Origin of the sequence: Flavobacterium ranwuense, assembly GCF_004349315.1 — a bacterium.
Classification (GTDB): Bacteria; Bacteroidota; Bacteroidia; order Flavobacteriales; family Flavobacteriaceae; genus Flavobacterium; species Flavobacterium ranwuense.
Map to the genome: position 1 here is coordinate 83,790 of NZ_SMLH01000009.1, position 26,348 is coordinate 110,137.

General features: G+C 34.3%; 30 protein-coding genes. 12 read left to right on the forward strand and 18 right to left on the reverse strand.

Going from position 1 to position 26,348, the window contains the following annotated elements:
- Positions 1–29: 29 nt before the first annotated feature.
- Positions 30–677, reverse strand: coding sequence for a dienelactone hydrolase family protein (locus E0I61_RS13610; RefSeq protein ID WP_235832126.1), 648 nt, complete (start codon positions 675–677; stop codon positions 30–32).
- 38 nt (positions 678–715) lie between these two features.
- Entirely contained in the window at positions 716–1,351 is a 636-nt protein-coding gene (locus E0I61_RS13615) for a phosphoribosyltransferase (protein WP_132072063.1), read from the reverse strand.
- Positions 1,352–1,643: 292 nt separating this feature from the next.
- Between E0I61_RS13615 and E0I61_RS13620 the strand changes: the two genes are divergently transcribed.
- The 7 genes from E0I61_RS13620 to E0I61_RS13650 all read left to right on the forward strand — a co-directional run bounded on the left by E0I61_RS13620 (position 1,644) and on the right by E0I61_RS13650 (position 8,174).
- Complete coding sequence (locus tag E0I61_RS13620) at positions 1,644–2,597, forward strand: ion channel (protein WP_394346067.1); 954 nt, start codon at positions 1,644–1,646, stop codon at positions 2,595–2,597.
- A 71-nt stretch (positions 2,598–2,668) separates the two neighbouring features.
- Complete coding sequence (locus E0I61_RS13625; RefSeq protein ID WP_165930232.1) at positions 2,669–3,568, forward strand: MerR family transcriptional regulator; 900 nt, start codon at positions 2,669–2,671, stop codon at positions 3,566–3,568.
- 36 nt (positions 3,569–3,604) lie between these two features.
- A complete protein-coding gene (locus E0I61_RS13630; protein ID WP_132072065.1) occupies positions 3,605–5,080 on the forward strand; it encodes a phytoene desaturase family protein in 1,476 nt (491 codons plus the stop codon).
- A gap of 1 nt (position 5,081) precedes the next feature.
- The gene (locus tag E0I61_RS13635) at positions 5,082–5,921 is read left to right on the forward strand and encodes a phytoene/squalene synthase family protein (protein WP_131992813.1); all 840 of its coding nucleotides are present in this window, start codon (positions 5,082–5,084) and stop codon (positions 5,919–5,921) included.
- Between the two features lie 47 nt (positions 5,922–5,968).
- Positions 5,969–6,409 carry a sterol desaturase family protein gene (locus E0I61_RS13640; protein WP_131992810.1) on the forward strand — a complete coding sequence of 147 codons (441 nt, stop codon included), beginning with the start codon at positions 5,969–5,971 and terminating at the stop codon, positions 6,407–6,409.
- An 8-nt stretch (positions 6,410–6,417) separates the two neighbouring features.
- A complete protein-coding gene (locus E0I61_RS13645; protein ID WP_131992807.1) occupies positions 6,418–6,879 on the forward strand; it encodes an SRPBCC family protein in 462 nt (153 codons plus the stop codon).
- Positions 6,879–8,174, forward strand: a complete 1,296-nt coding sequence (locus E0I61_RS13650; protein ID WP_132072067.1) for a cryptochrome/photolyase family protein — start codon at positions 6,879–6,881, stop codon at positions 8,172–8,174. Before E0I61_RS13645 ends, E0I61_RS13650 begins: the two co-directional genes overlap by 1 nt.
- A gap of 83 nt (positions 8,175–8,257) precedes the next feature.
- Here the strand turns inward: E0I61_RS13650 and E0I61_RS13655 are convergent, their stop codons facing one another.
- From E0I61_RS13655 to E0I61_RS13695, 9 genes are all read right to left on the reverse strand, one after another.
- Positions 8,258–9,676: an SDR family oxidoreductase gene (locus E0I61_RS13655; protein WP_132072069.1), complete on the reverse strand. Its 1,419-nt coding sequence runs from the start codon at positions 9,674–9,676 to the stop codon at positions 8,258–8,260.
- Between the two features lie 65 nt (positions 9,677–9,741).
- On the reverse strand, positions 9,742–10,353 hold the full coding sequence (gene folE, locus E0I61_RS13660) for a GTP cyclohydrolase I FolE (protein WP_235832127.1): 612 nt from the start codon (positions 10,351–10,353) through the stop codon (positions 9,742–9,744).
- Between the two features lie 41 nt (positions 10,354–10,394).
- Positions 10,395–11,078 carry an SDR family NAD(P)-dependent oxidoreductase gene (locus E0I61_RS13665; protein WP_132072073.1) on the reverse strand — a complete coding sequence of 228 codons (684 nt, stop codon included), beginning with the start codon at positions 11,076–11,078 and terminating at the stop codon, positions 10,395–10,397.
- Positions 11,079–11,128: 50 nt separating this feature from the next.
- Entirely contained in the window at positions 11,129–11,413 is a 285-nt protein-coding gene (locus tag E0I61_RS13670) for a TIGR03643 family protein (RefSeq protein WP_262708583.1), read from the reverse strand.
- A 34-nt stretch (positions 11,414–11,447) separates the two neighbouring features.
- Entirely contained in the window at positions 11,448–12,932 is a 1,485-nt protein-coding gene (locus E0I61_RS13675) for a cryptochrome/deoxyribodipyrimidine photo-lyase family protein (protein ID WP_132072075.1), read from the reverse strand.
- A gap of 7 nt (positions 12,933–12,939) precedes the next feature.
- The gene (locus tag E0I61_RS13680; protein WP_132072077.1) at positions 12,940–14,244 is read right to left on the reverse strand and encodes a DASH family cryptochrome; all 1,305 of its coding nucleotides are present in this window, start codon (positions 14,242–14,244) and stop codon (positions 12,940–12,942) included.
- Complete coding sequence (locus tag E0I61_RS13685; protein ID WP_131992787.1) at positions 14,220–14,354, reverse strand: DUF2256 domain-containing protein; 135 nt, start codon at positions 14,352–14,354, stop codon at positions 14,220–14,222. The genes E0I61_RS13680 and E0I61_RS13685 overlap by 25 nt, the downstream gene beginning before the upstream one ends.
- A complete protein-coding gene (locus E0I61_RS13690; protein ID WP_132072079.1) occupies positions 14,354–15,661 on the reverse strand; it encodes an ABC1 kinase family protein in 1,308 nt (435 codons plus the stop codon). The genes E0I61_RS13685 and E0I61_RS13690 overlap by 1 nt, the downstream gene beginning before the upstream one ends.
- Entirely contained in the window at positions 15,661–16,320 is a 660-nt protein-coding gene (locus E0I61_RS13695; protein ID WP_131992782.1) for a TetR family transcriptional regulator C-terminal domain-containing protein, read from the reverse strand. Before E0I61_RS13695 ends, E0I61_RS13690 begins: the two co-directional genes overlap by 1 nt.
- Before the next feature lie 114 nt (positions 16,321–16,434).
- On the opposite strand from E0I61_RS13695, the gene E0I61_RS13700 reads away from it, so the two are divergent.
- Entirely contained in the window at positions 16,435–17,352 is a 918-nt protein-coding gene (locus E0I61_RS13700) for a TIGR01777 family oxidoreductase (protein ID WP_235832128.1), read from the forward strand.
- Positions 17,353–17,354: 2 nt separating this feature from the next.
- Here E0I61_RS13700 and E0I61_RS13705 read toward each other — a convergent pair whose 3' ends face one another.
- The 4 genes from E0I61_RS13705 to rmuC form a co-directional block, all read right to left on the reverse strand.
- Positions 17,355–17,894 (reverse strand): YceI family protein, encoded by a 540-nt coding sequence (locus E0I61_RS13705; RefSeq protein WP_132072081.1) that lies wholly within the window; start codon positions 17,892–17,894, stop codon positions 17,355–17,357.
- Between the two features lie 178 nt (positions 17,895–18,072).
- The gene (locus E0I61_RS13710; RefSeq protein WP_132072083.1) at positions 18,073–18,618 is read right to left on the reverse strand and encodes an acyl-CoA thioesterase; all 546 of its coding nucleotides are present in this window, start codon (positions 18,616–18,618) and stop codon (positions 18,073–18,075) included.
- Positions 18,619–18,984 carry a 6-phosphogluconate dehydrogenase gene (locus tag E0I61_RS13715; protein WP_131992773.1) on the reverse strand — a complete coding sequence of 122 codons (366 nt, stop codon included), beginning with the start codon at positions 18,982–18,984 and terminating at the stop codon, positions 18,619–18,621. It abuts the gene before it with no gap.
- A 7-nt stretch (positions 18,985–18,991) separates the two neighbouring features.
- Complete coding sequence (gene rmuC / locus E0I61_RS13720; RefSeq protein ID WP_131992770.1) at positions 18,992–20,362, reverse strand: DNA recombination protein RmuC; 1,371 nt, start codon at positions 20,360–20,362, stop codon at positions 18,992–18,994.
- A 137-nt stretch (positions 20,363–20,499) separates the two neighbouring features.
- Between rmuC and E0I61_RS13725 the strand changes: the two genes are divergently transcribed.
- Positions 20,500–21,147, forward strand: coding sequence for a Pr6Pr family membrane protein (locus E0I61_RS13725; RefSeq protein ID WP_132072085.1), 648 nt, complete (start codon positions 20,500–20,502; stop codon positions 21,145–21,147).
- A gap of 54 nt (positions 21,148–21,201) precedes the next feature.
- On the opposite strand, the gene E0I61_RS13730 is transcribed toward E0I61_RS13725, so the two are convergent.
- Entirely contained in the window at positions 21,202–21,567 is a 366-nt protein-coding gene (locus E0I61_RS13730; protein WP_131992764.1) for a hypothetical protein, read from the reverse strand.
- Between the two features lie 170 nt (positions 21,568–21,737).
- Here E0I61_RS13730 and E0I61_RS13735 point away from each other — a divergent pair, with 170 nt between their 5' ends.
- The 3 genes from E0I61_RS13735 to E0I61_RS13745 all read left to right on the forward strand — a co-directional run bounded on the left by E0I61_RS13735 (position 21,738) and on the right by E0I61_RS13745 (position 24,532).
- Complete coding sequence (locus E0I61_RS13735; RefSeq protein ID WP_132072087.1) at positions 21,738–22,313, forward strand: pseudouridine synthase; 576 nt, start codon at positions 21,738–21,740, stop codon at positions 22,311–22,313.
- 58 nt (positions 22,314–22,371) lie between these two features.
- A complete protein-coding gene (locus tag E0I61_RS13740; protein ID WP_132072089.1) occupies positions 22,372–22,827 on the forward strand; it encodes a tRNA (cytidine(34)-2'-O)-methyltransferase in 456 nt (151 codons plus the stop codon).
- A gap of 97 nt (positions 22,828–22,924) precedes the next feature.
- On the forward strand, positions 22,925–24,532 hold the full coding sequence (locus E0I61_RS13745) for a class I SAM-dependent methyltransferase (protein WP_132072091.1): 1,608 nt from the start codon (positions 22,925–22,927) through the stop codon (positions 24,530–24,532).
- Between the two features lies 1 nt (position 24,533).
- On the opposite strand, the gene E0I61_RS13750 is transcribed toward E0I61_RS13745, so the two are convergent.
- Positions 24,534–25,316 (reverse strand): ABC transporter ATP-binding protein, encoded by a 783-nt coding sequence (locus E0I61_RS13750; protein WP_132072093.1) that lies wholly within the window; start codon positions 25,314–25,316, stop codon positions 24,534–24,536.
- On the reverse strand, positions 25,316–26,347 hold the full coding sequence (locus tag E0I61_RS13755) for an iron ABC transporter permease (protein ID WP_131992750.1): 1,032 nt from the start codon (positions 26,345–26,347) through the stop codon (positions 25,316–25,318). The genes E0I61_RS13750 and E0I61_RS13755 overlap by 1 nt, the downstream gene beginning before the upstream one ends.
- Position 26,348 lies beyond the last annotated feature (1 nt).

Below are 26,348 nucleotides of genomic sequence, written 5' to 3' on the forward strand. Positions count from 1 at the left end.
GTTTAATTGTTAAACTTTTATGTGTGTTATTATTCTTTTTTGTTTACCAAATGCCTTTTGTACCAAACAATTGCTAAATCAGCTACTTCAAGTAATTTTCCAGGTTCTTCAAAAAGGTGTGTTGCTCCGGGGATTATTTTTATTTTTTTTACGGATTCTAATTGACCGTAGGCCATTTTATTCATGCCAATAACCGCAACATCAAGACCGCCTACAATGAGCAGAGTGGGAGCGGTTACCTGTGGCAATTCGGTAATGGCTAAATCTGGACGTCCGCCACGGGAAACTACCGCTTTTATTTTTTTCTTAAAATAAGCTGCCGCCCGCAATGCCGATGCAGCTCCAGTACTTGCACCAAAATAACCTATGGGCAAATCTTTAATGTTCTTATAGTCCATCAGCCATTGCGTCGTTTCTATCAATCGGTCACTCAGTAAATCAATATTGAATCGATTCTCATAAAGTTTATCTTCTTCTTCCGTGAGTAAGTCAAAAAGAAATGTGCCTATCTTTTGTTTTTGAATCAACTCGGCTACCACTCTGTTTCGGGAACTGAATCTGGTACTGCCACTTCCGTGAGAAAAAATGACTATTGCTCTTGCATTTTCAGGAATTATCAAATCTCCTTTCAATGTTACAGATGATAAAGGGATATCTAAATCTAATTTCTCCATCATTTCAAATTTTAAAAATAAAACCGCATCTTAAAATCATATTATTCAGTGCTAATGGGAAGACGCAACAATTGTATCACTTCCTTATCTTCCACTTGATTGAATTCTTCGTAAAATCCGCTTACTCCACTAAAATATTTGGGAGCCATCAAATAGACAAACTCATCAGTATTTTTTTTAAATACAGGCACGGTGTCATAAGGTATTACAGGCGTGGCGACAATTATTTTTGCAGGTTTTTTTTTTCGTAACATTGCGATACTGGCAAGCAAAGTATTTCCTGTAGCGATGCCATCATCTACTAAAATTATATTTTTCCCTTTTATATCCTGCGGTTTTCTGTTGCCCACGTAGAGCTCGTATTTCTCTTTCATTAATTTCCGCAGTCGGATAATTTCATCATCAATGTACTTTTTGGGAATATTTGAATGCTCATCAAGAATCATGGAATCTGATGAGACGGCACCAATCGCAAATTCTTTATTATTAGGATGTCCTATTTTTTTTGAGAGCACAATATCTAAAGGAAGATGTAAGTTTTTAGCAATTACATATCCCACAGGCACGCCACCTCTGGGAACGGCAATTATTATGGTATTGCTATTCTGGTACTTTTTTAGTTTCTCCGAAAGCAATAAACCAGCCTCAATTCTATCTTTTAATATCTCGTTATACATAATTTTGAGTTTTATGTAAAAGAATAAAATTACACATAAATATATTGATTTTCAAATGATTGCGATTTTTTTTTAAAATATATTAGTGTTGAGATTATAAATTATGCTAAAAAAATTATTGAAAAGGAATATTAAGGACGATTAAAAAACATGGTTTTTACAAATGAAAAAGTAGCATAATAAAAAACAATTTAGACTAAGGAAAGACTTATTTAAAAACTAAAATCACTACTTATTTATAAAATGTTTTTTGCTATTTTTACTTCACAACAAATGGATAGTAATAACTGCAATGAAGAAAATAAATTCAAAAGCAAAGGCAGATACGAATACTGGTTTTGGAACAAATGCTAATAATTATGGTGGACGTTTTGTGAATAAAAATGGATCTGCTAATGTAGAAAAGCGAGGCATGCAACTTTTGCATCGCATTAGTTGGTATCATACCATGATTGATTTGCCAAGATGGAAATTTATGTTAATTCTTCTTTTATTCTATGTGGGGATGAATTTTTTATTTGCGTTACTGTACTATGCAATTGGAATCGAAAATTTGAATGGGATTGATTCTTCAGGTTCAAATTGGGTTAAATTTGGTCAGGCCTATTTTTTTAGTGCACAAACATTTACAACAGTGGGGTATGGGCACATTAGTCCTTCCGGTTTTTTAACCAGTTTATTAGCGGCTGTAGAGGCATTGATAGGATTGTTGAGTTTTGCAATTGCGACCGGTTTATTCTTTGGGCGTTTCAGTAAGCCCACCGCTTTTTTGAAGTTTTCACACAATGCCCTGATCGCTCCTTATGGGGAAACAAAGGGTTTAATGATTAGGATTACACCTTTTAAAAATACTAATTTCACTGATGCCGAAGCTAAAATGACGCTCGGAATGAGTGTGGAAGAGAATGGTGCAAAGACTAATAAATTTTATTCTTTAGCATTAGAATTGGAAAGAATAAATGCATTAACCTTAAGCTGGACTTTGGTGCATCCCATAACAGAAAACAGCCCACTTTATAACTTAACCAAAGAAGATTTTGATAATATTCATGGTGAAATCCTTGTTTTTATAAAAACCTTTGATGATATGTTTAGCAATACCGTTGCCATTCGTACTTCGTATACTTTTGAAGAAGTTATTTACGGAGCAAAATTTGAACCTATGTATACGCGAAGCACTGATAATTCCAAAACTATTCTTGATTTAGACAAATTAAATGCCTTTTACAACGTCACTTTAGAATAATACAATAGTTTTCAAATTATTTCAAATTTATAATAAAATTTATTTTACATTTGTTTATTAAATTTAGATAAATGATAAACAATATAAAAAGTGTGTTTAGTATTAAAGATCTTGAAAATCTTTCAGGAATCAAAGCGCACACGATACGAATCTGGGAAAAAAGATATGATATTCTTCAACCGATGCGTACAGATACTAATATCCGATTATATGATTTGGCTAGTTTGCAAAAACTATTAAACATTACTTTGCTACACGACTATGGATATAAAATTTCAAAAATAGCTACGTATCCTCAAGATAAAATCCCGTCTCTTGTACGAGAAATAATTTCGAATAGAACAGCCAAAAGCCATGCTGTGAGTGAATTTAAGATGGCGATGATGAATTTTGACCAAGAATTATTTTTAAATACTTACAATTGGTTGATTGCTGACAAATCATTCAAGGAAGTATTTCTTCAAGTTTTTATTCCTTTGATGAACGAACTGGGATTATTATGGCAATCAGATACCATAACGCCGGCTCATGAGCATTTTATCAGCTATTTAATCAAACAAAAATTACTCATAAATACTGAGAAATTGCAGGTTTTAAAGCAAACTAAAAAAGATAAAGTTTTTGTGCTTTCTCTTCCTATGAATGAAATTCATGAACTTGGGTTGATGTATTTAAATTATGAAATTTTATTATTGGGTTATAAAACCATCTATCTGGGTGAAAGTATGCCCATCAGTAATTTAAAAGATTTAAAAAAACATTTTGACTCCATTATTTTTATTTCCTATCTCACGGTGCAACCTGAAAGAGATATTTTGGACGAATACATCCAAAAAATGTCTGAAGAATTACTGGATGATACTACTGAATTATGGTATACTGGACGTTTGGTTGAGTTTATTAATAAAGAAGGACTCTCAGATAAAATATCAATTTTCAATTCCATTTCTGAATTAGTGGATGAAATTTAATTTTTTGTTTAAACTTTTCGTATATTTGCTAAACAAATGAGAGAAATAAAAAAAGTTGCAATTATAGGTTCTGGGTTTTCTTCGCTTGCTGCTTCCTGCTATTTAGCACAAAGTGGTCATGATGTTAGCGTGTATGAAAAAAATGCGACAATTGGCGGAAGAGCTCGACAATTAAAAATGGAGGGTTTTACTTTTGACATGGGACCAAGTTGGTACTGGATGCCAGATGTGTTCGATCGTTTTTTTGCTGATTTTGATAAAAAAACTTCTGATTATTACGAGTTAATAAAGTTATCACCAGCGTATCGTGTGTATTACGGAATCGATGATTTTATTACCATTGCGGATAATTTAACCGATATAATATTTGCTTTTGAAGCGATTGAAAAAGGTAGTGGAAAAATATTAAATGATTTTATGGCTGAGGCCAAAAGCAATTATGATATTGCCATAAAGGATTTAGTATACCGTCCGGGAGTTTCTCCACTGGAGTTAATAACCGTTGAAACGGCTAAAAAAGTAGGACAGTTTTTCAGCAACATCAGTAAAGATATACGTAAGAAATTTAAAAATGAAAGGTTGATTCAAATTCTGGAATTTCCAGTTTTGTTTCTTGGTGCAAAACCATCCGATACGCCTTCGTTTTACAGTTTTATGAATTATGCCGATTTTGGTCTTGGAACCTGGCATCCAAAAACAGGAATGTTTGATGTGGTTCGTGCCATGGAAAGTTTAGCATTAGAATTAGGAGTCAAATTCAAAACGAATTCTAATATTGAAAAGATAATTGTTGAGAATAAAACAGCTAAGGCTTTAGTTGTAAATGGCGAAACAATTGCTTCCGATTTGATTTTGAGTGGTGCCGATTACCATCATACCGAAACATTATTGGATCAAGAACATCGTGCGTATTCTGAGAAATATTGGGACAGCCGAGTTTTCGCACCTTCATCATTATTGTTTTATGTTGGTTTCAATAAAAAAATAGATAATATTTCACATCACGCATTATTTTTTGATGTCGATTTTTATCAGCATGCTAAGGATATTTATGATGAACCACAATGGCCAAAAGAACCGTTGTTTTATGCCAATTTTCCATCAGTGACAGATAAAACTGCCGCTCCCAAAGGAATGGAGTCCGGTTTTTTTTTAGTGCCTCTGGCTCCAGGAATCACTGATAATGAGGCGTTACGAGAAGAATATTTTGAAAAAATAATAGATCGTTTTGAAACGTTAACACAGCAAAGTGTGAAAAATAATATTATATTTAAAAAATCATTTTGCAAAAACGACTTTGTATCGGAGTACAACTCTTATAAAGGAAATGCATACGGAATGGCGAATACGTTATTGCAAACCGCTTTTTTGAGACCTAAATTAAAAAGTAAAAAAGTAAAAAATTTATATTTCACAGGTCAATTGACCGTTCCGGGACCGGGTGTTCCGCCAGCATTAATTTCAGGAAAATTAGTGTCAGAATTAATTAACAAGCAATTTTCAGAGCAATAATATGAAGCAATTATTTGATGACGTATCTTTTAAATGTAGTAAGCTAGTTACAAAAAACTATAGCACCTCTTTTTCTATGGCGGTTTACATGTTGTCGCCTAGTATAAGAGATGCCATTTATAGTATTTATGGATTTGTTCGTTTTGCCGATGAAATTGTAGATTCATTTCACGGTTTTGACAAAGAAAGTTTAATCACGGAGTTTGAGGATGAGTATTACAAAGCAATCGAAAGAGGAATAAGTTTAAATCCAATCTTGAACTCTTTTCAGCAAACGGTAAAGAAATATAACATTACTGATGACTTGATTCAGGCTTTTTTGAAAAGTATGAAATTAGATTTAATCAAATCCGATTATAACAGCAAAGCTGAATATGATGAATATATTTATGGCTCTGCAGATGTGGTTGGATTGATGTGTCTAAAGGTTTTTGTTGACGGTGATAATAAACGATATGAGCAACTAAAAGACGAAGCCATGCGATTGGGTTCTGCTTTTCAGAAAGTTAATTTTTTGAGAGATTTGAAAGATGATAATTTGGTATTGAACCGAAATTATTTCCCGGGAGTCGATTTGAATTCATTCGATGAAAAAGCTAAAACAGCAATCATCAATGAAATCGAAGAAGATTTCAAAGTCGCCTATGAAGGAATTGTGAAATTGCCAATAGAAGCTAAGTTTGGAGTTTACACCGCCTTTGTGTACTACAAAAAACTACTAAAAAAATTAGAAAACACACCTTGCGATGAGATTGGAAATGCAAGGATTCGGGTTTCTAATTATACCAAAGCAGGTCTCTTGGCGCAATCTTTTGTAACGTATAAATTAAAATTGGTATAAAATAATACCAGTTTTGAAAAGTATATTTTTAATTAAATAAAAAAACAATGATTTCTTTTTTAATCTTTTTGGGTGTTTTCCTTTTCATGGAATGTGTGACATGGCTTACACATAAGTACATTATGCACGGTTTGATGTGGTATTTTCATGCCGATCATCACCAACCTAAATACGCCAATGTTTTCGAACGAAATGATTTTTTCTTTCTAATTTTCGCTATACCCAGTATCTTACTTTTTTACTTTGGAGTTGAAGGCGGAATGAACTATTTGTTTTTTATTGGTCTCGGAACCACATTTTACGGATTTTGTTATTTCATGATTCATGATGTCTTGATCCACCAACGTTTCAAGTGGTTCAAAAACACCAATAACAAGTATTTGATTGGATTACGCAAAGCACACAAAGTACATCACAAACATTTGGGTAAGGAACAAGGAGAGTGTTTCGGAATGCTATTCGTGCCTTTTAAGTACTATAAAATTTAATTGTAAAAATGAAACTCTATAAAAAAGAAAGCATTCAACATGTTAATGCAAGTTTAGAAGAATGTTGGGCTTTTTTTTCCAGTCCAAGTAATCTTCAGAAAATTACACCGGAAACAATGGGTTTCGAAATCACAGATTTCGATAATAAATCCATGTACGCAGGGCAAATAATACAATACAAAGTATCACCACTTTTAGGATTAAAATTGCCTTGGGTTACTGAAATTACATTTGTAAAAGAGAATAGTTATTTTATCGACGAACAACGTTTTGGCCCTTATGCATTGTGGCATCACAAACATTTTTTTGAAGCCACTGAAAACGGAGTAAAAATGACTGATTTGGTTCATTATGCGCTGCCTTTGGGTTTCATTGGTCGCATTATGAACACACTTATCGTAAAAAATAAATTGAAAGCCATTTTTGATCACAGACGTGTTATGGTAGATCAAATGTTTAATTCAAAATAATGGTGAAACAAGAAGTATCTTTTTTTTGGTTCAGACGCGATTTGCGTTTAGAAGATAACGTTGGATTATTTCAAGCTTTGAAGTCTAAATATCCAGTGATTCCGTTGTTTATTTTTGATGATTCCATTTTAGACAGTTTACCAAAAAATGATGCTCGAGTAGGTTTCATCCACGAATCACTTTCAAAAATAAATCAACAATTACAGGAAACAGGAAGTTCTGTTTTGGTAAAAAAAGGAAAAACTATTGACGTTTGGCAATCGCTGATTCAAGAATTCGATGCCAAAGAAGTTTTCTTCAACAAAGATTACGAACCGTACGCCATACAACGTGACACCATTATTTGTGAAATTTTGGAAGCCAACAATACCATTTCTTATTCTTTTAAAGACCAAGTAATTTTTGAAGAAAAAGAAATCATAAAGGCTGATGGATTGCCGTACACGGTTTACACTCCTTTTAAAAATAAATGGTTAGAAAAATACAAATCAATGGCTCCGGTTCCAGAATATGATGCCACGGATATGTTTTCTAATTTCCATAAAAATAGTTTTACTTTTCCAACATTAGAACAAATAGGTTTCGAAGAAAGTCCAATAAAAGTAAAGCCGCACAATTTAAAATTCATTGCAAATTATCACGATATAAGGGATTTTCCAGCCTTGGACAAAACCTCATATCTTTCGCCACATCTGCGTTTTGGAACCGTAAGCGTTAGGAAATTAGTCAATTGGGCATTTCATAAAAATGATGTCTTTTTGAGTGAATTGATTTGGAGAGAATTCTTCATGCAAATTTTATTCAGTTTCCCAAAAGTCGTAACACAAAACTTCAAATCAGCGTATGATGGGATTCAGTGGCGTAATAACGATGATGATTTCAAACGTTGGTGTTCGGGAACTACCGGATATCCAATGGTTGATGCCGGAATGCGTCAGCTCAATGAAACCGGATACATGCACAACAGAGTCCGAATGGTCGTGGCGAGTTTTCTCTGCAAGCATTTATTGATTCAGTGGCAATGGGGTGAAGCTTATTTTGCTCAAAAATTACTGGATTATGAATTGTCTGCCAATGTAGGAAACTGGCAATGGGCGGCAGGAACCGGTTGTGACGCCGCTCCTTATTTTCGTGTTTTCAATCCGGAAATACAACAGAAAAAATTTGACGAAAAAGGAAGCTACATCCGAAAATGGATTCCAGAATTTGATTTAGGTTATGGAAAACCAATGGTAGAACATGCTATGGCTAGAGACAGAGCGATTGCGACTTACAAAGCCGGAATTTTAAAATAAAAAGATAAAGATTGAACGGATTCATAATTCGTTCAATCTTTATTTTCCTTTTTCAAGCAGGTATAGAAAAGGATATTTGTTTACTAACGGATCAATTTCTTCAGCATTCCCTCGAAAATAAATCCATGAAATGGCAAAACGGAATACCAGTATAATTTTCCCCAAATTCCTCTTGGTCTGAATGTTGCGGATTGGTACAAAGTATTTCCTATTATTTTGAATTCTAACCAAGCTTCACCTGGTAATTTCATTTCGGCAAATAAAATTAACTTTCCCTCTTCTTTATTGGCATACAAAACACGCCAAAAATCTAAGGCATCACCGGAATGAATGTCATGTCGGTTCGTTCTTCCTCTTCGGGAACCCACGCCACCGTATAATTTGTCTATAAAACCTCGTAAATTCCAAAGCCAATCGCCATAATACCAACCCGAATCACCACCAATGGACCAAACTCTGCTGATGGTAAAATCGCGGTCTATGATTTCCATTTTACGGCGGTCGATGTAGCAATCCTTTTTTGGAACTTTCAAATACTCCGACATATTGCTGCTAAAACGCCCGCTGATTAAGGAATCTTTCCAGCTCGAAGCTACTTTGTCTTCGTCTACTTTTATCAAAGCACGGGAAAGCGCTTGTTTGTAGGTCATAGGAGAAACATTCAATAAAGCATTGATTCTGTTATCACTGCAAACCACTTCGACTTTCATACTGCTAACCAATGCTGATGCGAGTCTATACGATGTTGAGGTTACAAAATACAACCAATACGAGGATAATTTTGGAGTCATTATTGGGACAGTAAAAATCCATCGCTTTAGTTTTTTTGCTTCTGCAAAACCCAAAAGCATTTCTTTGTACGTTAAAATATCCGGTCCGCCAATGTCAAAACTCTGATTGTAGGTAAGCGGATTTAATAAGGATTTGGATAAAAAATCAAGTACATCTGGAATTGCAATCGGCTGGCATTTTGTGTTGAGCCATTTTGGAGTTATCATAATGGGCAATTTATTCACTAAATCCCGAATGATTTCGAACGAAGCACTTCCAGAACCCACAATAATTCCAGCTCGTAAAGTTGTCGTGGCAAACGTTCCAATATTTAAAATTTCTTCTACTTTTTTCCTGGATGATAAATGTTTCGAAAGGGATTTGTCATTTACGATTCCGCTCAAATAAATAACTTGTTTTGCTTCGGTTTCATTCAATCGTTGCACAAAATTCAGTGCTGACACGCTTTCTAATTCATCAAAATTATTAGCAGATCCTGACATGGAATGAATCAGATAATAAGCAGCATCAATAGCATCTGGAATGGCTGTCAATGTTTCTTGTTTGAGAAAATCGATCTCAATTACGGTAACACTTTTTTGAAATTCTATTGGACAATAAAACCTGTTTTTATCTCTTACACAACAGATTATTTCATGTCCTTGTGCCACCAACAAAGGCAAAAGTCGCTTCCCGATATAACCTGTTGCACCTGTTAAGAGAATTTTCATGATTTTGTGTTTTTTTGCCGTTAAGGCACTAATTTTATAATTTAAAAATCGTGATGTTATTAAAATTAACTCAGTTTATTAGAAACCAAACTAATAAATTCTTTTCTGGTTTTGTCTTTTTCGAAAGCACCGGTGAAAGATGATGTTGTGGTAACTGAGTTTTGTTTTTGAATGCCTCGCATTTGCATGCACATGTGTTGGGCTTCAATAACAACGGCTACACCAAGTGGATTCAAAGCGTCCTGAATACAGTTTTTAATCTGGTCTGTCAATCGTTCCTGAACTTGCATTCTTCTGGCAAAAGCATCCACGACTCTTGGGATTTTACTTAAACCTACAATTTTACCATTTGGAATATAAGCGACATGTGCTTTTCCAAAAAACGGCAACATATGGTGTTCACACATAGAGTAAACTTCGATGTCTTTTACCACAATCATTTGTTGATGGTCTTCGATAAACATCGCTGATTTTAGTATTTCCAAAGGATCTAATCCGTAACCATGAGTTAGATATTGCATTGCTTTTGCAACACGTTCAGGTGTTTTTTCAAGACCTTCACGAGTAACATCTTCTCCTAAATTTTCAATTATTACTCTATAATTATCAGCTAAAGCTTCCGTTATTTCAGTATCGTATTGTTCGATTTTTTCGTAACTTTTCATTTCTTTTATCATGGTATGCTGTCTTTCAATATTAAGTTTGGCTAATTATTTTTTTAGATTTTAAAAGTCACTATTCCGTAATCCATTTCGAATATCTGACCTGAGATTGATTTCGTATTTTCAGAAATCAGGAAGTTTGCCATATTGGCCACTTCTTCCGGTTTCAAATAACCTTTCATCGGGTGGCGTTCCACCATATTTTCTTTCATTCGATCATTTCTTAAAATACCTGCCGAAAGTGATGTTTCGGTAATCGTGGGAGCAATGGCATTGATGCGTACTACCGAAGCCAATTCTGCTCCCAGCGATTTCACTAATCCTTCAATTCCTGCTTTTGCGGTAGCAATACTAGCATGAAACGGCATTCCTAATTTTGCGGCTACGGTGCTAAACAAAACAATCGATGGATTAGTTCCCTTTTTTAAAACAGGTAAATATTTCTGAATGGCTTTTACTGCGCCAATTACATTAATTTCAAAATCATTTCTAAAATCATCGATACTAAGACTTCCTATTGGTTTCAAATTGATGGAACCCGGACAGTAAATCAAGGTGTCAATAGTTTCTATTTCCGGAAGTGCATCCTGCAAAACATCTGCAGAAAAGTGTTTCAGATTGGGATGTGTGATATCTGGCGCGTTTCTACTAATGTTGTACACCATGTTTGTTTCTAATTGTTGCAACAAAATTGCACTACCAATTCCCTTACTACCACCAATGATTACTATGTTTTTCATTTTATATATATTGTTGTTTTAACAGATTACTGTTCACTGAACACTAATTTTTATCGTTTGGAAATTTTGTTATTATTAATTTGTCTTTGCATGGTACATTTAAAACGTCCTTCCTTAAAATCCCTTAATTTTTCATGTTTTGTTTTACGGCCTTGCACTCTTTCGCGCCACATTCTAAAACTCGAAGGTTTCATTTCGATGCGCATCAAGTCGATTACTTCTTGTTCTTTTAATCCAAATTGCATTAAAATCGCATCAAATGTGGTTCGGTCTTCCCAAGCCATTTCTATGATTCGGTCTTTGTCTAAATCAGTAAGTTCTTTTTTTATAGTCACGATATTTTATTTAATTCAAATTGCTATTGAAAAATTATTCGCTGTCGCCAATATCAGCCATAGTGTGTAACTTTAATATGCGGGAACTTTCCTCTTTTACCAATGGATTTTTCTTCATTTTCCATAAAAAATCACTGGCAAATTTTCTCGTCCGTTCCATATTTACAATTGGTTTCGGATAACTGATGCCTATTTCGAAATCATTAAATTTCTGGTCTAAATAGGTCATTTTATACGGTTCATGTACAAATCCTCGTGGCAAATTGCGCAATTCCGGAACCCATTTTTTTATAAATTCACCATCAGGATCGTGTTCGTAACTGTTCTTTATTGGATTATATATACGTAACATATTGATTCCGGTTTCACCAGCCTGCATTTGCAACTGCGGAAAATGAATTCCGGGTTCAAAATCCAAGAACATTTGTGATAAATGTTGTGTAGCTTCTTGCCAAGGTTGCCATAGATTATGTGTAAAAAACGATACTAACATGGCACGCATTCTAAAGTTCAAATAACCGGTTTCATTCAAGCACCGCATAGATGCATCGATTAATGGAAATCCCGTTTTTCCTGTTTTCCAAACTTCAATATAATTTTCATTGACTTTCTTTTTTAACGAATGGAAGCCTTTATTGACACTTTCAAACTCCATGACTTCTTCCATTTCAAATTTTTGAATGAAATGTGCCTGCCAAGTCAGTCTGGATATAAAAGAGTCAATTTGCTTTTTATGGCTGCACGTCAATCTGAACGATGCTGCTTTTTGCAAAACTTGCCTGGATGATATATTTCCCCAAGCAATGTATGGGGATAATCTGCTGCAACTTTTTCGAGCCAATAAAGGTTTTGAAATATGGGAATTATAATTGTGATAGCGCTCGTCAAAGAAGTTTTGTAAATATTTACCAGCCATTGTGCTGCCTCCTTTTTGAAAAACAGTATCCGGAATGGTTTCTAAATTTGTCTTTTCTAATGCTTTTTCGAGTTCTGTTATTGCTTCCGTATCGAGGAAATTTTCTGCTTTCGAATCAAAAATAAATTGGAGTTCATTCATGTATTTTTCCCACTTTGAAATCCAGTTTGTTCTGTTTCTCAACGCTCTAAAAATTCCGTTATTGGTGTTTTCAACCCAATTGATTTGATTGTTTTTACAAAAACGTTTAAAGGTTTTGTCTCTTTCGTACGTGATTTTTAATCCCGTTTCCTGATGCGAAAAAACCAAATCTATTTTATATATTTCTTGTATAGTATTGAAAACGGGAAGCACCTCTGAGGACACCGCTAAAACATGTGTGTTCGATTTTTCCAGTTGTTTGTTGATGTCTAAAAGCGATTGCTTGATGAAATTCCAATGTCTCGGACTGTAATGCGAATCGTTTTCTAAAGATTTTTCGAATACATAAAGCAACAAAGTAGGTGTATCAGTTTGTGTAGCATTAAAAATCGCTTCGTTATCCTGTAAACGAAGGTCCCTTTTAAACCAAACTACATTGATATGTTTCTTGTTTGTATTCATTTAATTTTTAAAATAATTGTTGTTGTAGCCATAATTTCTGGAATTTTGATTGCCCGTCGTAATTTTCAGCTTGTAGCTTAATATTGAATTTTCGATCTCTTAGGTCGTTTCCAACTCCTGAAACATACATCCAATTCCCGTAATTGCTGTGTACATCGTAATCAATAAGCATCGCTTCAAAATAAGCGGCTCCGATACGCCAGTCTAACAGAAGCTCCTTTGCAAAATAAGATGCTACATTTTGTCTCCCGCGATTGCTCATCCAACCGGTTTGTTGTAATTCAATCATGTTGGCATTTACAAAAGGCTCTTCTGTCGTGCCGTTAATCCAATTGTTTATGTCTGATGGATTGGTTTTCCAATCGTATTTTTTGTCTAAAATCCCTCCAATTTTAAAAATCGAATTCCCATTTTTCATCGAAACATATTTAAAATAATCCCTCCAAATCAGTTCGAAAATCAACCAATACGTAGAATCATTTTTCCTGATTTGTTGCTCATATCTAACAATCTCCCAATAAATAGTTTTCGCCGAAATGGAACCGTTTGCCAACCAAGGAGAAAATTTCGAACTAAAATCAGTCCTAATTAATCCGTTGCGAGTCAATTTATAAACACTTAGTTTTTTGGTTTTCCAAAAATAATGCTCCAGTCTTTGTAGCGCTTCGTTTTCACCACCGCAAAAAGGAAATGCCGTTCTGGAATCTATTTCAAAATCACTAAATCCTAATGTTTTCATCGTAGGAATTACAGTTTTGTTTGTGGCCCAATTTTCTTTAGACAGCGGTTGAGCTGCAAATTCAGGTCTGACTTTTATTGATTTTTCACATTGATTCCTGAATTGTGTAAAAACATTTGGAATAGATGAAATGTCAAACGGAATGTTTGCAGGATGAAATAAGAACTGATTGTAAGTAGCTTTGAACAATACTGAATCTGGAACTTTAGATTTTATATTCTCTAAAACTTCCATTTCCTCACTCGTCCATTCTTCTTGAAAGTAAACAGAATTAATTTCGTTTTGAGCTACAATTTCGGGAATAGAATCTTCGGGATTTTGATGATACACCAAAAGTTGAATATTTAATTTTTCCAGATTTTGTTTCAATGCTGTTACCGATTCAATTAGGAATTTAGCCCGGAATTTCTCTGTTTTCTTAAAACCAAATCTTGTTTGTTTAAAATGCCTTGGATCAAAACAGTACATCGCGATTACGATTTCATTTTCATCAATAGCATTTGTCAAAGATTCATTATCATTGACTCTCAAATCATTTCTAAACCAGACTAACCCTTTTTGTTTCTTTTGCATTTTTCACTACAATATTTGACTTCGTCCCAAACCTTTTCCCATTTTTTCCGCCAGCTAAAAGGTCGGTTACAAACCAAACACATTTTTGAAGGCAGATTTCCCTTTTTCACTAGTTGTATTTTTGATATTCATTGACAACGATTTTCGCTTTCAAATCAAACATCAAATTGTATAATCCAAAAAAAGTTCGGTTCATATAAATGAAGTGTTTGGAACCTCGATTGCCATTCATTTTTCTAAGATTTGTGTCTTTTGAAAATCGTTCGCCCAATTGTGCGATGCTTTCAAAAAATGCTGCGTCCGAGAAATCAAAAGTTTCGGTTTGAAAAGGTTTAGTGAAAAGCGATAACAAATCGTAAAACATTTGAGTGAAATACGCCACTTCCTCTTTGGAATCATCCACTCTAAGGATTTCTAATTCGAATAATTTTTGGCTAAAAAGTTTCTTGTTATCAATTACTTCTTTGTTTATTAATTCGAAATAAGGAATATAGAAGTCATTAGGGATTAGTTTCATACAACCAAAATCCAGTGCCATTAATTGGTTTTCATCGTTAATCAAGAAATTTCCCGGATGCGGATCAGCATGTACTTTTTTCAGGATATGTATCTGATACATGTAGAAATCCCATAAAGCTTGACCAATTTTGTCTGCGATTTCCTGATTGTCATTTTTATTGGTAAACTCCGAAAGATGTATTCCTGTCATCCAATCCATCGTGATAATCTTCTCCGATGAATATTCAGAATAGTAATTCGGGAAAACCAAATTTTCAATCTTTTTACAGGCTTCAACAACTTCTTGGCTTTGTTTCAATTCCAATAAATAATTGGTTTCCTCAATCAATTTGTCTTCAACTTCCTTAAAATACTTGTCAGAATCTTTCCCCTGAAGGTTAAACATTCTAATCGCTATTGGTTTTACCAAAGCCAAATCTGACGAAATACTATTGGCAACGCCAGGATATTGGATTTTTACAGCCAGCTTTTTACCATCTTTTACTGCAACATGAACTTGTCCTATACTTGCGGCATTAACAGAATTAGCATTGAATTCATCAAAAATTTCATAAGGTGTTTTTCCAAAATTTGTCTGGAAGGTTTTTAACACTAATGGTGCCGAAAGTGGAGGAACAGAAAATTGTGAAAGTGAAAATTTTTCTACATAAGCCTGCGGCAAAAAGCTTTTGTCCATGCTTAACATTTGCGCTACTTTCAGCGCACTTCCTTTCAAACTTTTCAGTCCGTCATAAATATCTTCTGCGTTATCTTCGTTGAGTTTGTCACGAGTCAAATCTGAATTAACCATTTTTTTTCCGTAATATTTCAGGTAGTTTACACCAACTTTTGCACCTGTTTGCACCAGTTTTGTAGCTCTTTCAATTTTTGTAGTAGGTATGTAGTCTATCGTTTTCATTACTTGTTGTATATTTTTTCTTTGAAAATAAATTTTCCAAAGTCTATTAAGCTATCTAGCGGAGTGATGTTCATCAATTCAAATGTGGCTTTTACAGACTTCTCAATATAGATGTCTGTTTTCTCAAAAGCAGGAGAAGAATCATCTAGCCAGAATTTTAGCGTCAATAAAAGTTGTATCCAAGACGTTTCCTGAAATGCTTTCTCTTGGAAATTTTGAAGTTTTTCTTGTTGCGTTCTAAACTCGTCTGAGATTATTTCAATCAGATAATTTTTAAAACTGTTTCTAAGTTTAGAAAGTTGCATTAGTTTCTTTAATTGAATGTTGTGTTCTTTTAAAACGAGCATAACATAACTTCTGTTCGCTGTTAGAATTTCAAAAAAAGTAAAATAGAAACTTAGCATTTTACTTTTCATATCATACATCTCGTATTCTTTGTTTTTATTCAGTAATTCTACCGTTTTTTCTAAAAACATTTTAAAAATCTCTTTCTCGATACTTTCTATAGTTCCAAAGAATGTATAGAAATCAGCTTCCGTAAAATCATTTATTTTTGCAAAATGATATACTGATTTCGGTTTTTCACTATGATCGAGTACATAGTTCATGTACATTAAAACTATTTTGTCCTTTGTTAGTATTGTTTTTTTAGCAGCCATTTTTTGTATATTTCTAATTAAAGTATAAAGATATGAAATGTTTAACTATATATTAATAAAGTTAAACAAAATTTAATATAATTTTATATCATTATAAATCATTAGCTTTACATTATGATGAAAAAAAATGTGTTAATCAGCGGAGGTTCAGGATTTATTGGCAGCCATTTAACAGGCTTATTGATAGCAAAAGGGTACTCAGTTTCCATCTTGAGTAGAAGTGAAAAACAAAACAAGGGTGACATTTTCTATTACAAGTGGGATGTTATAAATCAGACTATCGATGAAGAAGCGGTTTTAAAAGCTGATTATATAATTCACTTAGCAGGTGAAAATATTGCTGAGAAAAGATGGACCGCCAAACGAAAAGCTGCTATTATAGACAGCCGGGAAAAATCTACTCAGTTGTTGTATTCCGTTTTAAAAACGAACAATAAAAAACTCGAAGCTTTTATTTCAGCTTCGGCGGTAGGTATTTATGGAGCCGTAAATGGCGAAGAGATTTGTTCAGAAAACATGCCTCCTGCAAATGATTTCTTAGGGTATACCTGCCAGAGATGGGAAGGGACTTTGGATTTTATTGAAAACTTGCATATTCGAACCGTAAAAATCCGCACGGGATTGGTATTAGGGAAAAATGATGGTTTTTTAAAGAAACTGCTTCCTTTATTCAAGTTTAGATTGGGTTCTGCATTGGGTTCCGGAAAGCAATACATGCCATGGATTCATGTTGATGATTTATGTAGCATCTATTTTCAGGCAATAGTTGATTCAAATATGGAAGGACCTTATAACGCAGCAATGAATGACAATACGACCAATACTATTTTTTCTAAAACATTGGCGCGTATTTTTGGTTATCCTATTTGGTTGCCTAATATTCCTGTTTTTGTATTAAAATTGGTACTGGGGGAAATGGCTATAATTGTCCTGACTGGAAGAAGAGTCTCATCTGATAAAATTGAACAAACTGGTTTTCAATTTAAATTTAAAAATCTTGAAGTGGCATTAAGAGATTGTATAGCAAAATAGATTTATTCTAAGACACAAATGAGTTGTGTGTTTACACTTTTAGATATTTTGCTGCGAACAATAAAAGGAATTTCAATCATAAAATCATCAGTGTTTAAGGGAAATTGAGCGTTAATTTCAATTCGTTTATCCACTTTTTTTAGGGTACTATTAATGCCTATTTTTCTAGTTCTGCCATGAATGGTAATTTTCCCATTTATTTTATATTCTTTAGCGACTGAATTGATATTTTTTAAATCAAATTTTTCGATTTTACCTTTAAAAACTGCTCTGGGATATCGGTTGCTTTCCATGTAGTTTTCATTAAAATGTTCTTCCATCAGATTTCTTTCAAATTTGAAATCTTTGATGTTCATCCAACAGGCAATCTGTCCCGTTTTAGTTATCAAAATACAGGTTGTTTTTTCATTCATTGCTTTCACTTCTTCAAATAAAGGGATTGAAGCTTCAAAATGTATGGTGCCTCCATAAGTTACCATTTTTTCTTGAGCAATAGTTCTAAACGCAATAACTAGTAATACTATTAGAGTAATTTTTTTCATAGTGGTTTATGAATTAAATTACTTAAAGTTACGAAATAAACAAATGAAATAAAAGCATTAAGCCGTTGAAAAATCACCAAATCAGTTAATTTTTCAAGGTTTTTTTAATCAGAAATTAGGTTGTAATTCTAAAATGTAATATTCGTAGAAAAGCCGTCTTTACTAATGATTATTACAATCATAGTTCCAACTTAATGTTGTATTTTTTTAAGTTCTCTAATGATTCTTTTGAGGTGTAATCAAACTTTTCTTCGTGTAGGTCTTTTTCCCTTTTTAAGGCGATTTGTTTGATGCAATTGCAAAAGCGACGTACTTCATTAAGATTGGACAGAATTAATCCGGGAACAAGCATGCTATTGCCTTCTTTGTCTTTGGCGACCATAGTAAAATAAGACGAATTACAATGTTTAATTTTTCCCGTTTGAATGTTCTCGGCTTCTACACGAATGCCAATAATCATGGAACTGTTACCTACATAATTGACACTGGCTTTCATTGTAACGAGTTCGCCTACTTCTATTGGTTTTAAGAAATTCACGGTATCTACTGAAGCGGTTACGCAATAATTTCCTGAAAATTTTGAAGCGCAGGCAAAAGCGATTTGATCTAATAAAGACAAAATATAACCTCCGTGTATCTTTCCGCTAAAATTAGTGTGTGACGGTAGCATCAATTCTGAAATTCGAATATTAGAGGATGCGACAGTTTTAAAGGTACGGTTCATTTATTTTATTTTAAAAGGAGAATTCACCATTTTTACGTCTGTAATAAAGTAGCGCGTATCGCCCCACCAAGGAAATGTTCTATAGCGTTCCACATAAGTTACCTGAACATATTTACCTTCCATATCTTTCAAATCAGTAATCACTTTTTCCTGATTGTCCATCACCGAAAAAGAGAAAATCTGTGCTCCAGAAATCCCTTGACTTATTTCGCCCTCCCAAGTTTTGAATGCAACTCCTTTTCGGCTCACTTTTATTAGTTCGCCTGAACGTACCCCTTCGCTATACGTGGCATTGTATAAAAAAGCGAAATAACCGGCAACTGATACTACAAGTATTAATGCAATAACCATTAAAAATTTCCTCATTCTTTGTTTAGTTTAAAAGTTGATTTTCGTCTTTTTCTGCTCGATTTAATATGCTTTCCGGTAGTGCTTTCTTCGCTTTGGCTCCCATTTTTTTCAATTTCTCCACACTCACGATTAAGTTTCCTTTTCCTTCTACGAGTTTATTCATGGCACCGCTGTATTCTATTTTACTCTCGTCTATCTTCTTTCCAATTTTGATTAAATCACCTACAAAACCTTCAAATTTATCATACAAAGCCCCAGCTTGGCGCGCAATTTCCAAAGCGTTTTCCTGTTGTTTTTGGTTGGTCCACATGCTGTCAATAGTTCGTAAAGTAGCTAATAAAGTCGCAGGCGTAACTATGACAATGTTCTTCTCGAATGCTTTGTTGTACAAACTCGTATCTTCATTCAGTGCCATAGCAAATGCGGGTTCAATAGGAATAAAAAGCAAGACAAAATCAGGACTTTCTATTTGGTATAAATCGTGGTAATTTTTATTACCTAATTGTTCTACATGGCGTTTGATGGAATTGACGTGTTCTTTTAGATATCCGATTTTCAGAATATCATCTTCCTCATTGATGTATTTTTCATAAGCTGTCAAAGAAACTTTAGAATCGACAATCATCTTTTTACCATCCGGCAGATTGATGACAACGTCAGGAAAAACGCGATTTCCATCTTCGGTAGTGAAAGCTTGTTGTACTTCATATTCACGGCCTTTTTCTAATCCTGATTTTTCAAGAACGCGTTCTAAAACTAATTCCCCCCAATTCCCCTGCATCTTGCTGTCGCCTTTCAAAGCTTTTGTCAAGTTGATGGTTTCTTTGCTCATTTGGATATTCATTTCTTGTAAGCCTAGAATTTGTTGGCGCAAAGCTGCATGATAATCAATACTTTCTTTGTGTGTGTCTTCAACTTTCTTTTCGAACAAATGAATTTTATCCTGCAAAGGCGACAGGATGTTTTTCATGTTTTCCTTGTTCTGCTCCGTGAATTTAGTAGACTTTTCTTCTAATATTTTATTGGCGAGATTCTCAAATTCTTTGGTGAATTTTTCCTGTAATTTTTCGACTTCTTCTTTCTGTTCTTTGTTGCGCTCCCAAAGATTTTCAAAATCAACTTCCTTTTTAGAAAGCTGGATGGCTAAGCTGTCTTTTTCGTTTCGAATACTTTCTTTCTCAGTATTGGTGTTTTCTAATTGTTTTTCAAAAGTTGTTTTGTCTACAATAATCTGTTCTTTTAGTTGATTGAATTGGGAAGAAAATGCAATCAATTTTTCTTCTAAACTAATTTTTTCCGACTGGAATCGGGCAGAGAAAATCAGTTTACCGATGAAAATACCAATAACGAGAGCAACAATGAAAATCAATAAAAACGGAAGCATATTTGACATAGAATTTCTTTTTGTAAGTTTGTAAAAATAAACAAAAGTTTCCTTGTTTCCTTTCGGAAATCAAAATACTACCTTAAGTTTTAGTATTCATGGATTTGTAAATTTAGTTGTCAATTAATTTTTATACTTTTAAAAATATGCAGGATAAATCTTTAAAATTGAATTCTCGTTTTTTTGCAATTATAGCTATTGTCGGTTGGTTTGCTGTTGTATTGCAATTGTATCTTATCATTATCAATCGTGTGGCCTCTCTTCCGGAGACAATTGTTCGATTTTTTAGTTTTTTTACGATTCAAACGAATATTTTGGTGGCTATATGTTTTACTTTTCTTTGGCTGAAGCCAAAATCCAAATGGGGTTTGTTTTTTTCGAAACCTAAAAACACAACAGCAATTACGTTATACATCACCATTGTAGGACTTGTTTACAATGCGATTCTGCGATTTTTATGGGCTCCAACGGGTTCTCAAAAAGTAGTGGATGAATTGTTGCATTTGGTTATTCCAATTTTGGTTTTAGTATATTGGATTCTTTTTGTACCTAAAAAAGCATTGGGATTCAAAGACATTTTCCTTTGGCTGATTTTCCCTTCCTTATATTTGGTTTACACTTTAATTCGGGGCGCTTTTTTTAATTTTTACCCGTATCCGTTTATCGATGTGAATCTGTTGGGTTACAATATAGTGTTGCTTAACAGCTTTTTTATGCTATTGGCTTTTCTTTTTTTTGGGACTTTACTGATTGGGATTGGGAAAATAAGAAGCAGTAATTTAGATAGAAAATAAAAATGGCCAATACGGAATTAGATTTGTATTGGCCTTTTTAAACTAAATTAATTTTTATTCGTCTAGTTTGATATTCCCTCTGTCTTCTTTGTTATCAGGATGTTCATTAGGATATCGATTTGGGATGATGTCTGAGTTATGATCTTTATTTTCTACCATTTTTTTAGCTTGTTCTTCGGAAACATTCGCGACATCTGAACTTAAGTTTTTAGGAGTACAGTCCTCATTCTGTTCGAGAGTTCCGTCAATATTACGTGCTCTTTGAACAATTTTTTGATTTCCATGACTATCAGTTTCTACCTCTGATTTTAGATGTGATACTTCAGGATTCGTATTTTTGGCTAGATTCTGACCGCTAAATCCTTCGTTTATATTTTGCTTATTGTTTGTTTTTTTTGAACCTAAATCGTTATTTTCCATGATGTTTAATTTTAATGATATCATATTAGCTATTATAATATTACGTCTTTTAAACGAAGTAATTTAATCATTTAACTTAGCTTTTGGTTTACACCAATAAATGTATCGCAACACTATTTTAAATCCAGCAAAAACAAAACTATATTTGCACGCACAAATAATACAATAAAATGTCTCATTCTCATTTCATCATTCACAAACCTTACGGGTATCTGAGTCAGTTTATTTACGAGTTAAAAAGAAAAAAGAAACTGCTTGGAGAATTGCACAATTTTCCCAAAGGAACGATGGCAATAGGCCGTCTTGACGAAGATTCCGAAGGATTATTGTTGTTGACCACGGACGGAATGATGAGCGAAATCATAAGAAGTAAAAAAGTCTATAAAGAATACTATGTTCAAGTTGATGGGGTTATCCATCAGGAAGCAATTGAGCAATTGCAAAAAGGTGTCGAAATAGGTTTTAATGGCACCAAATACATAACGAAACCTTGCAAGGCGTTCCTGATAAACGAAATTCCCGATTTTGGTGCAAGAGGGAAAAAAATACGGGATGAACGTCACGGACCTACTTCTTGGGCTTCCATTACAGTCAACGAAGGAAAGTTTCGACAAGTCAGAAAAATGACTGCTGCTGTGGGTTTTCCTACGTTACGATTGGTTCGTGTTCGAATAGGAAACGTACATCTTAATGATTTACAAGCGGGAGAAGTTCTGGAAGTAGAAAATTTTCAAATAGAAATTTAAAGGATTTGATCTGAATTTTTCAATTTTTTAATTTTTCAATTTTTTAATAAAGTATAATATGTTAAACATTGTTTTAGTAGAACCTGAAATCCCAAATAATACGGGAAATATTGGCCGATTGTGTGTAGGCACCGAAAGCCGTTTGCACTTAATCCATCCTTTTGGGTTTGTCATTAATGATAAAAACCTGAAACGTTCCGGATTGGATTATTGGGTGCACCTTGATGTCACAGAATATCAAAATGTAGCCGAATGGAAAGCGCAAATTCCGGATTTATCCCGGGTTTTCCTGATGAGTTCCCATGCTGAAAAATCGTATTTGGAGAATGATTTTCAAGATGGTGACTGGTTGGTTTTTGGAAAAGAAAGTAAAGGTTTGAGTGCAGCTGTCTTAAACGAATTTCCCAATCATCTGACAATTCCAATGTCGCCGTTAATTAGAAGTTTCAATATTGCAAATTCAGTGGCGTTTGTCATTGGCGAAGCAAAGAGGCAAATAACCGGTAAATTTTAGACTCTAAAAATACAGTCCGTTTTATGGGTAAAATGTCATATATTTGAGAAGGTGATTCCGGATTAAATTGTATTTTCCCTCCTTTAAAGCTTATTTTATGATTGATAAAGTTCTCCTTAGAAGTACCATTTTCAAACATTTGGATGGTTTGGTTACTGCACCTGTTGCGTATGAATTGCATAAAAAAGGAGTGTTGTCTTATATTCTTGACCGAAAGGAAGTGACACTTACCGAACTTACCTCACATTTTAAAGCAAATGAAGGTTATCTCAACGTGGGTTTACGGAATTTATGTTCTCAAGGATTTCTGAATTATCATGTCAATAATGCTACCGATATAATTAAATTTAGCATCAATGATAAAAGTGAAACTGCTTTTTCAATGTTTCATTTGTATAAAGATGTGATTGATTTATTGCATTTTTCGATGCAATTTCACCCTAGATTATTTGAAGAAGCTCCTTTTGAACGGTTGCGTGTTATTTTCGAAAAATACAGGCACAATTACGAAATTTCTTTTTCGAATGATGCGTTGACGAATTCTGTTCAGCATCAGATTTTAACACATATAGAAGGATGTTTGGTAGGTCCTACTTTAGTTCGTCTTGGGATGAGTGGCATGTTTCACAAATATTTTATGGAGATTTCCTTCCGTCCCGAAGAATTTCATAAGTCCCCCGAAAATTTCAAAATAATTCTCGATTTCTTTACTCATTTGGGGTGGTTTACCCAAAAAAAAGGGAATTATCAGTTTACGGAAATGGGTTTGTTTTTTGCCAAAAGAGCTGCTGCTTATGGTGTGACGGTTTCTTATTTGCCTACTTTCAGTAAAATGGAGGATTTGCTTTTTGGTAACCCAAATATACTGCGAACGGTTGCCGCGGGTGAAGATGAAATTCATGTGGACCGAGAAATGAATGTTTGGGGAAGCGGAGGCGCACATGACACGTATTTTAAAGTTGTAGATGAAATTATTATCAAATTGTTTAATTTGCCAATTGAGGATCAGCCAAAAGGAATTCTCGATATGGGTTGTGGAAACGGAGCATTTATAGAACATATTTATACTGTAATCGAAAGACAAACCTTGCGGGGAAAAATGCTGGATGACTATCCTTTATTCCTTGTGGGTGCCGATTATAACCAGGCGGCGTTGAAAGTAACCCGAGCCAATTTAATCAAAGCCGATATTTGGGCCAAAGTAATTTGGGGAGATATTGGCCAGCCGGATTTGTTGGCCAATGATTTATTGGAAAATTATAACATTGATTTGAAAGATTTGCTGAATGTTCGAACCTTCTTGGATCACAACCGAATTTGGGAAATGCCTAAACAGATCACCAAAGGCAGACTGAGTCATTCCACTGGAGCATTTGCACATAGAGGAGAACGGATCCATAATAGTTTGGTCGAAGACAATCTATTGGAACATCTGCATAAATGGTCGCCGTATGTTCGGAAATTCGGATTGTTAATGATTGAATTGCATACGATTGCTCCAAATTTGACTGCTGCTAATCTTGGAAAAACGGCTGCTACGGCTTATGACGCCACGCATGGCTTTTCGGATCAGTATATTGTTGAAATTCCGGTTTTACACAAAGTAGCTGCTGAAGCGGGATTGTATCCGGATCCTAATTTCTTCAGGAGATTTCCGGATTCTGATTTAGCGACTGTCAGTATTAATTTATTGAAAGGGCAATGATTTAGACAATTGTAAACTTCCCTTTTTCAGCGTCAAAAACAATATGTTCATCTTTGAATAAAGTATTAAAACTTCCTTTAGAAATAAAATTACAAGGCTCGTCTTGAAGCACTGTTTCCGGTGTCATGATAATCATTTCGTCACTCAATTGTATCGCCATATCAATATCATGGGTAGAAAATAAAATGCATTTTCCGGTTTCATGGGTAAGCTTTTTCAAAAGTTTGAATAAAGCTACTTTATGCAATAAATCCAAATGAGTGGTAGGTTCATCTAAAATTATTAACGGAGTGTCTTGGGCCAATGCGCGTGCAATCAACACTTTTTGTAATTGTCCGTCACTGATCTCATAATGTTTTTTTGTTGCTAAATGACTGATTTGAGTCAGTGCCATGGCCTCGTTAACTTTTACAATATCAAGATCCGATAAAGTTCCCATCCAATTGGTGTAGGGCTGTCTTCCTAAAGCAATGAGTTCAAAAACGGTTAAATTACTGGGCGGTAATTTTTCAGTCAAAACGATACTTAGGTTTTGCGCTAAATCCAAAGGTTCGTAATCAGTAATTTTCTTTTCATTCAAGAATACAGCACCGGAAAGCGGTTTCTGGATTCCCGTTATCGTTTTTAAAAGCGTTGATTTTCCGATGCCATTGGCACCAATTAAAGCAATCAGTTTTCCTTTTTTTAAAGCAATAGAAATATTCGAAGCCACTACGATTTTCTCTTTTTTATGAGAATAACCAATGCTGATTTGAGACGCTTGTAAGATGATTTTTTTTTCCATTAGGCAATCATTTTTCGTTTACTGACCAACAACCAAATTACTACAGGAGCCCCAATTATTGACGTCACCGCATTGATTGGCAAAGTGATCTCCAATCCGGGCAATTCTGAAATTACATCACAAATAAGCATAATCGAAGCCCCTAAAAGTAACGTACTCCAATACAAAACCGAATGGTTGCTGGTTTGGAATACTAATTTTGCTATGTGCGGAACTGCCAGTCCTACAAAGGCAATTGGGCCTGCATACGCGGTGATGCTTCCGGCTAAAATACTTGTTGCAAAAATAATAATTAATCGTGTTTTTTTGAAATTCAAACCTAAACTGCGAGCGTAATTTTCGCCCAATAACAATGCATTCAGTGGCTTGATGCTAAACAGACTTAATAATAAGCCAATTCCCACACAAACGGATAAAATTAATATAGAAGACCACGATAAGTTGCCTAAATTTCCCATGGACCAAAACGTAAACTTTTGCAATTGTTCAGCCGAACTAAAATACGTAAGAACACCTACTATTGCGCTGGTAAAACTACCAAACATTAACCCTACAATTAAGATGGCCATTGTATCGCGCAACCGTTGTGATACCATTAAAACGGCGAGTAATACAATAGAGCTTCCTATAGTTGAAGCTAAAACAACACCATACGAGGATAGTAAAATTGTACTTAGAAAAGGCGGAAGTAAGCTCGCTCCTAATATTACGAAAGCAACGCCTAAACTGGCACCAGAACTCAGTCCTAAAACATAAGGTCCGGCCAATGGATTTCGAAATAAAGTTTGCATCAGTAAACCACTGATTGATAATCCCATTCCAACGAGAATTGCCGTAATGGCTTTGGGTAACCGATAATTGATGATAATATATTCCCAAGTAGATTTACTCGCTTGACCACCCGTTAAACTGGTATAGACTTCTTTAAAAGGTATGGTGATGGAACCAAAACTAATGTTTACAAAAAACAATAGCACAAGCCCCAAAGTAAGCAAGAAAAATAGAATCGTATTTCGTTTTTGATTCGCCAAT

Coding starts and splice junctions, on each gene's coding strand:
- E0I61_RS13655 (WP_132072069.1), bottom strand. CDS start 9,676: ATGAAAATTCTCTTAACAGGTGCAACAGGTTATATCGGGAAGCGACTT.
- E0I61_RS13625 (WP_165930232.1), top strand. CDS start 2,669: ATGATAAACAATATAAAAAGTGTGTTTAGTATTAAAGATCTTGAAAAT.
- E0I61_RS13665 (WP_132072073.1), bottom strand. CDS start 11,078: ATGAAAAACATAGTAATCATTGGTGGTAGTAAGGGAATTGGTAGTGCA.
- E0I61_RS13675 (WP_132072075.1), bottom strand. CDS start 12,932: ATGAATACAAACAAGAAACATATCAATGTAGTTTGGTTTAAAAGGGAC.
- E0I61_RS13740 (WP_132072089.1), top strand. CDS start 22,372: ATGTTAAACATTGTTTTAGTAGAACCTGAAATCCCAAATAATACGGGA.
- folE (WP_235832127.1), bottom strand. CDS start 10,353: ATGATAAAAGAAATGAAAAGTTACGAAAAAATCGAACAATACGATACT.
- E0I61_RS13645 (WP_131992807.1), top strand. CDS start 6,418: ATGAAACTCTATAAAAAAGAAAGCATTCAACATGTTAATGCAAGTTTA.
- E0I61_RS13610 (WP_235832126.1), bottom strand. CDS start 677: ATGATGGAGAAATTAGATTTAGATATCCCTTTATCATCTGTAACATTG.
- E0I61_RS13725 (WP_132072085.1), top strand. CDS start 20,500: ATGCAGGATAAATCTTTAAAATTGAATTCTCGTTTTTTTGCAATTATA.
- E0I61_RS13745 (WP_132072091.1), top strand. CDS start 22,925: ATGATTGATAAAGTTCTCCTTAGAAGTACCATTTTCAAACATTTGGAT.
- E0I61_RS13690 (WP_132072079.1), bottom strand. CDS start 15,661: ATGAAAACGATAGACTACATACCTACTACAAAAATTGAAAGAGCTACA.
- E0I61_RS13715 (WP_131992773.1), bottom strand. CDS start 18,984: ATGAGGAAATTTTTAATGGTTATTGCATTAATACTTGTAGTATCAGTT.
- E0I61_RS13635 (WP_131992813.1), top strand. CDS start 5,082: ATGAAGCAATTATTTGATGACGTATCTTTTAAATGTAGTAAGCTAGTT.
- E0I61_RS13640 (WP_131992810.1), top strand. CDS start 5,969: ATGATTTCTTTTTTAATCTTTTTGGGTGTTTTCCTTTTCATGGAATGT.
- E0I61_RS13730 (WP_131992764.1), bottom strand. CDS start 21,567: ATGGAAAATAACGATTTAGGTTCAAAAAAAACAAACAATAAGCAAAAT.
- E0I61_RS13630 (WP_132072065.1), top strand. CDS start 3,605: ATGAGAGAAATAAAAAAAGTTGCAATTATAGGTTCTGGGTTTTCTTCG.
- rmuC (WP_131992770.1), bottom strand. CDS start 20,362: ATGTCAAATATGCTTCCGTTTTTATTGATTTTCATTGTTGCTCTCGTT.
- E0I61_RS13735 (WP_132072087.1), top strand. CDS start 21,738: ATGTCTCATTCTCATTTCATCATTCACAAACCTTACGGGTATCTGAGT.
- E0I61_RS13680 (WP_132072077.1), bottom strand. CDS start 14,244: ATGCAAAAGAAACAAAAAGGGTTAGTCTGGTTTAGAAATGATTTGAGA.
- E0I61_RS13705 (WP_132072081.1), bottom strand. CDS start 17,894: ATGAAAAAAATTACTCTAATAGTATTACTAGTTATTGCGTTTAGAACT.
- E0I61_RS13700 (WP_235832128.1), top strand. CDS start 16,435: ATGATGAAAAAAAATGTGTTAATCAGCGGAGGTTCAGGATTTATTGGC.
- E0I61_RS13650 (WP_132072067.1), top strand. CDS start 6,879: ATGGTGAAACAAGAAGTATCTTTTTTTTGGTTCAGACGCGATTTGCGT.
- E0I61_RS13615 (WP_132072063.1), bottom strand. CDS start 1,351: ATGTATAACGAGATATTAAAAGATAGAATTGAGGCTGGTTTATTGCTT.
- E0I61_RS13620 (WP_394346067.1), top strand. CDS start 1,644: ATGAAGAAAATAAATTCAAAAGCAAAGGCAGATACGAATACTGGTTTT.
- E0I61_RS13695 (WP_131992782.1), bottom strand. CDS start 16,320: ATGGCTGCTAAAAAAACAATACTAACAAAGGACAAAATAGTTTTAATG.
- E0I61_RS13750 (WP_132072093.1), bottom strand. CDS start 25,316: ATGGAAAAAAAAATCATCTTACAAGCGTCTCAAATCAGCATTGGTTAT.
- E0I61_RS13710 (WP_132072083.1), bottom strand. CDS start 18,618: ATGAACCGTACCTTTAAAACTGTCGCATCCTCTAATATTCGAATTTCA.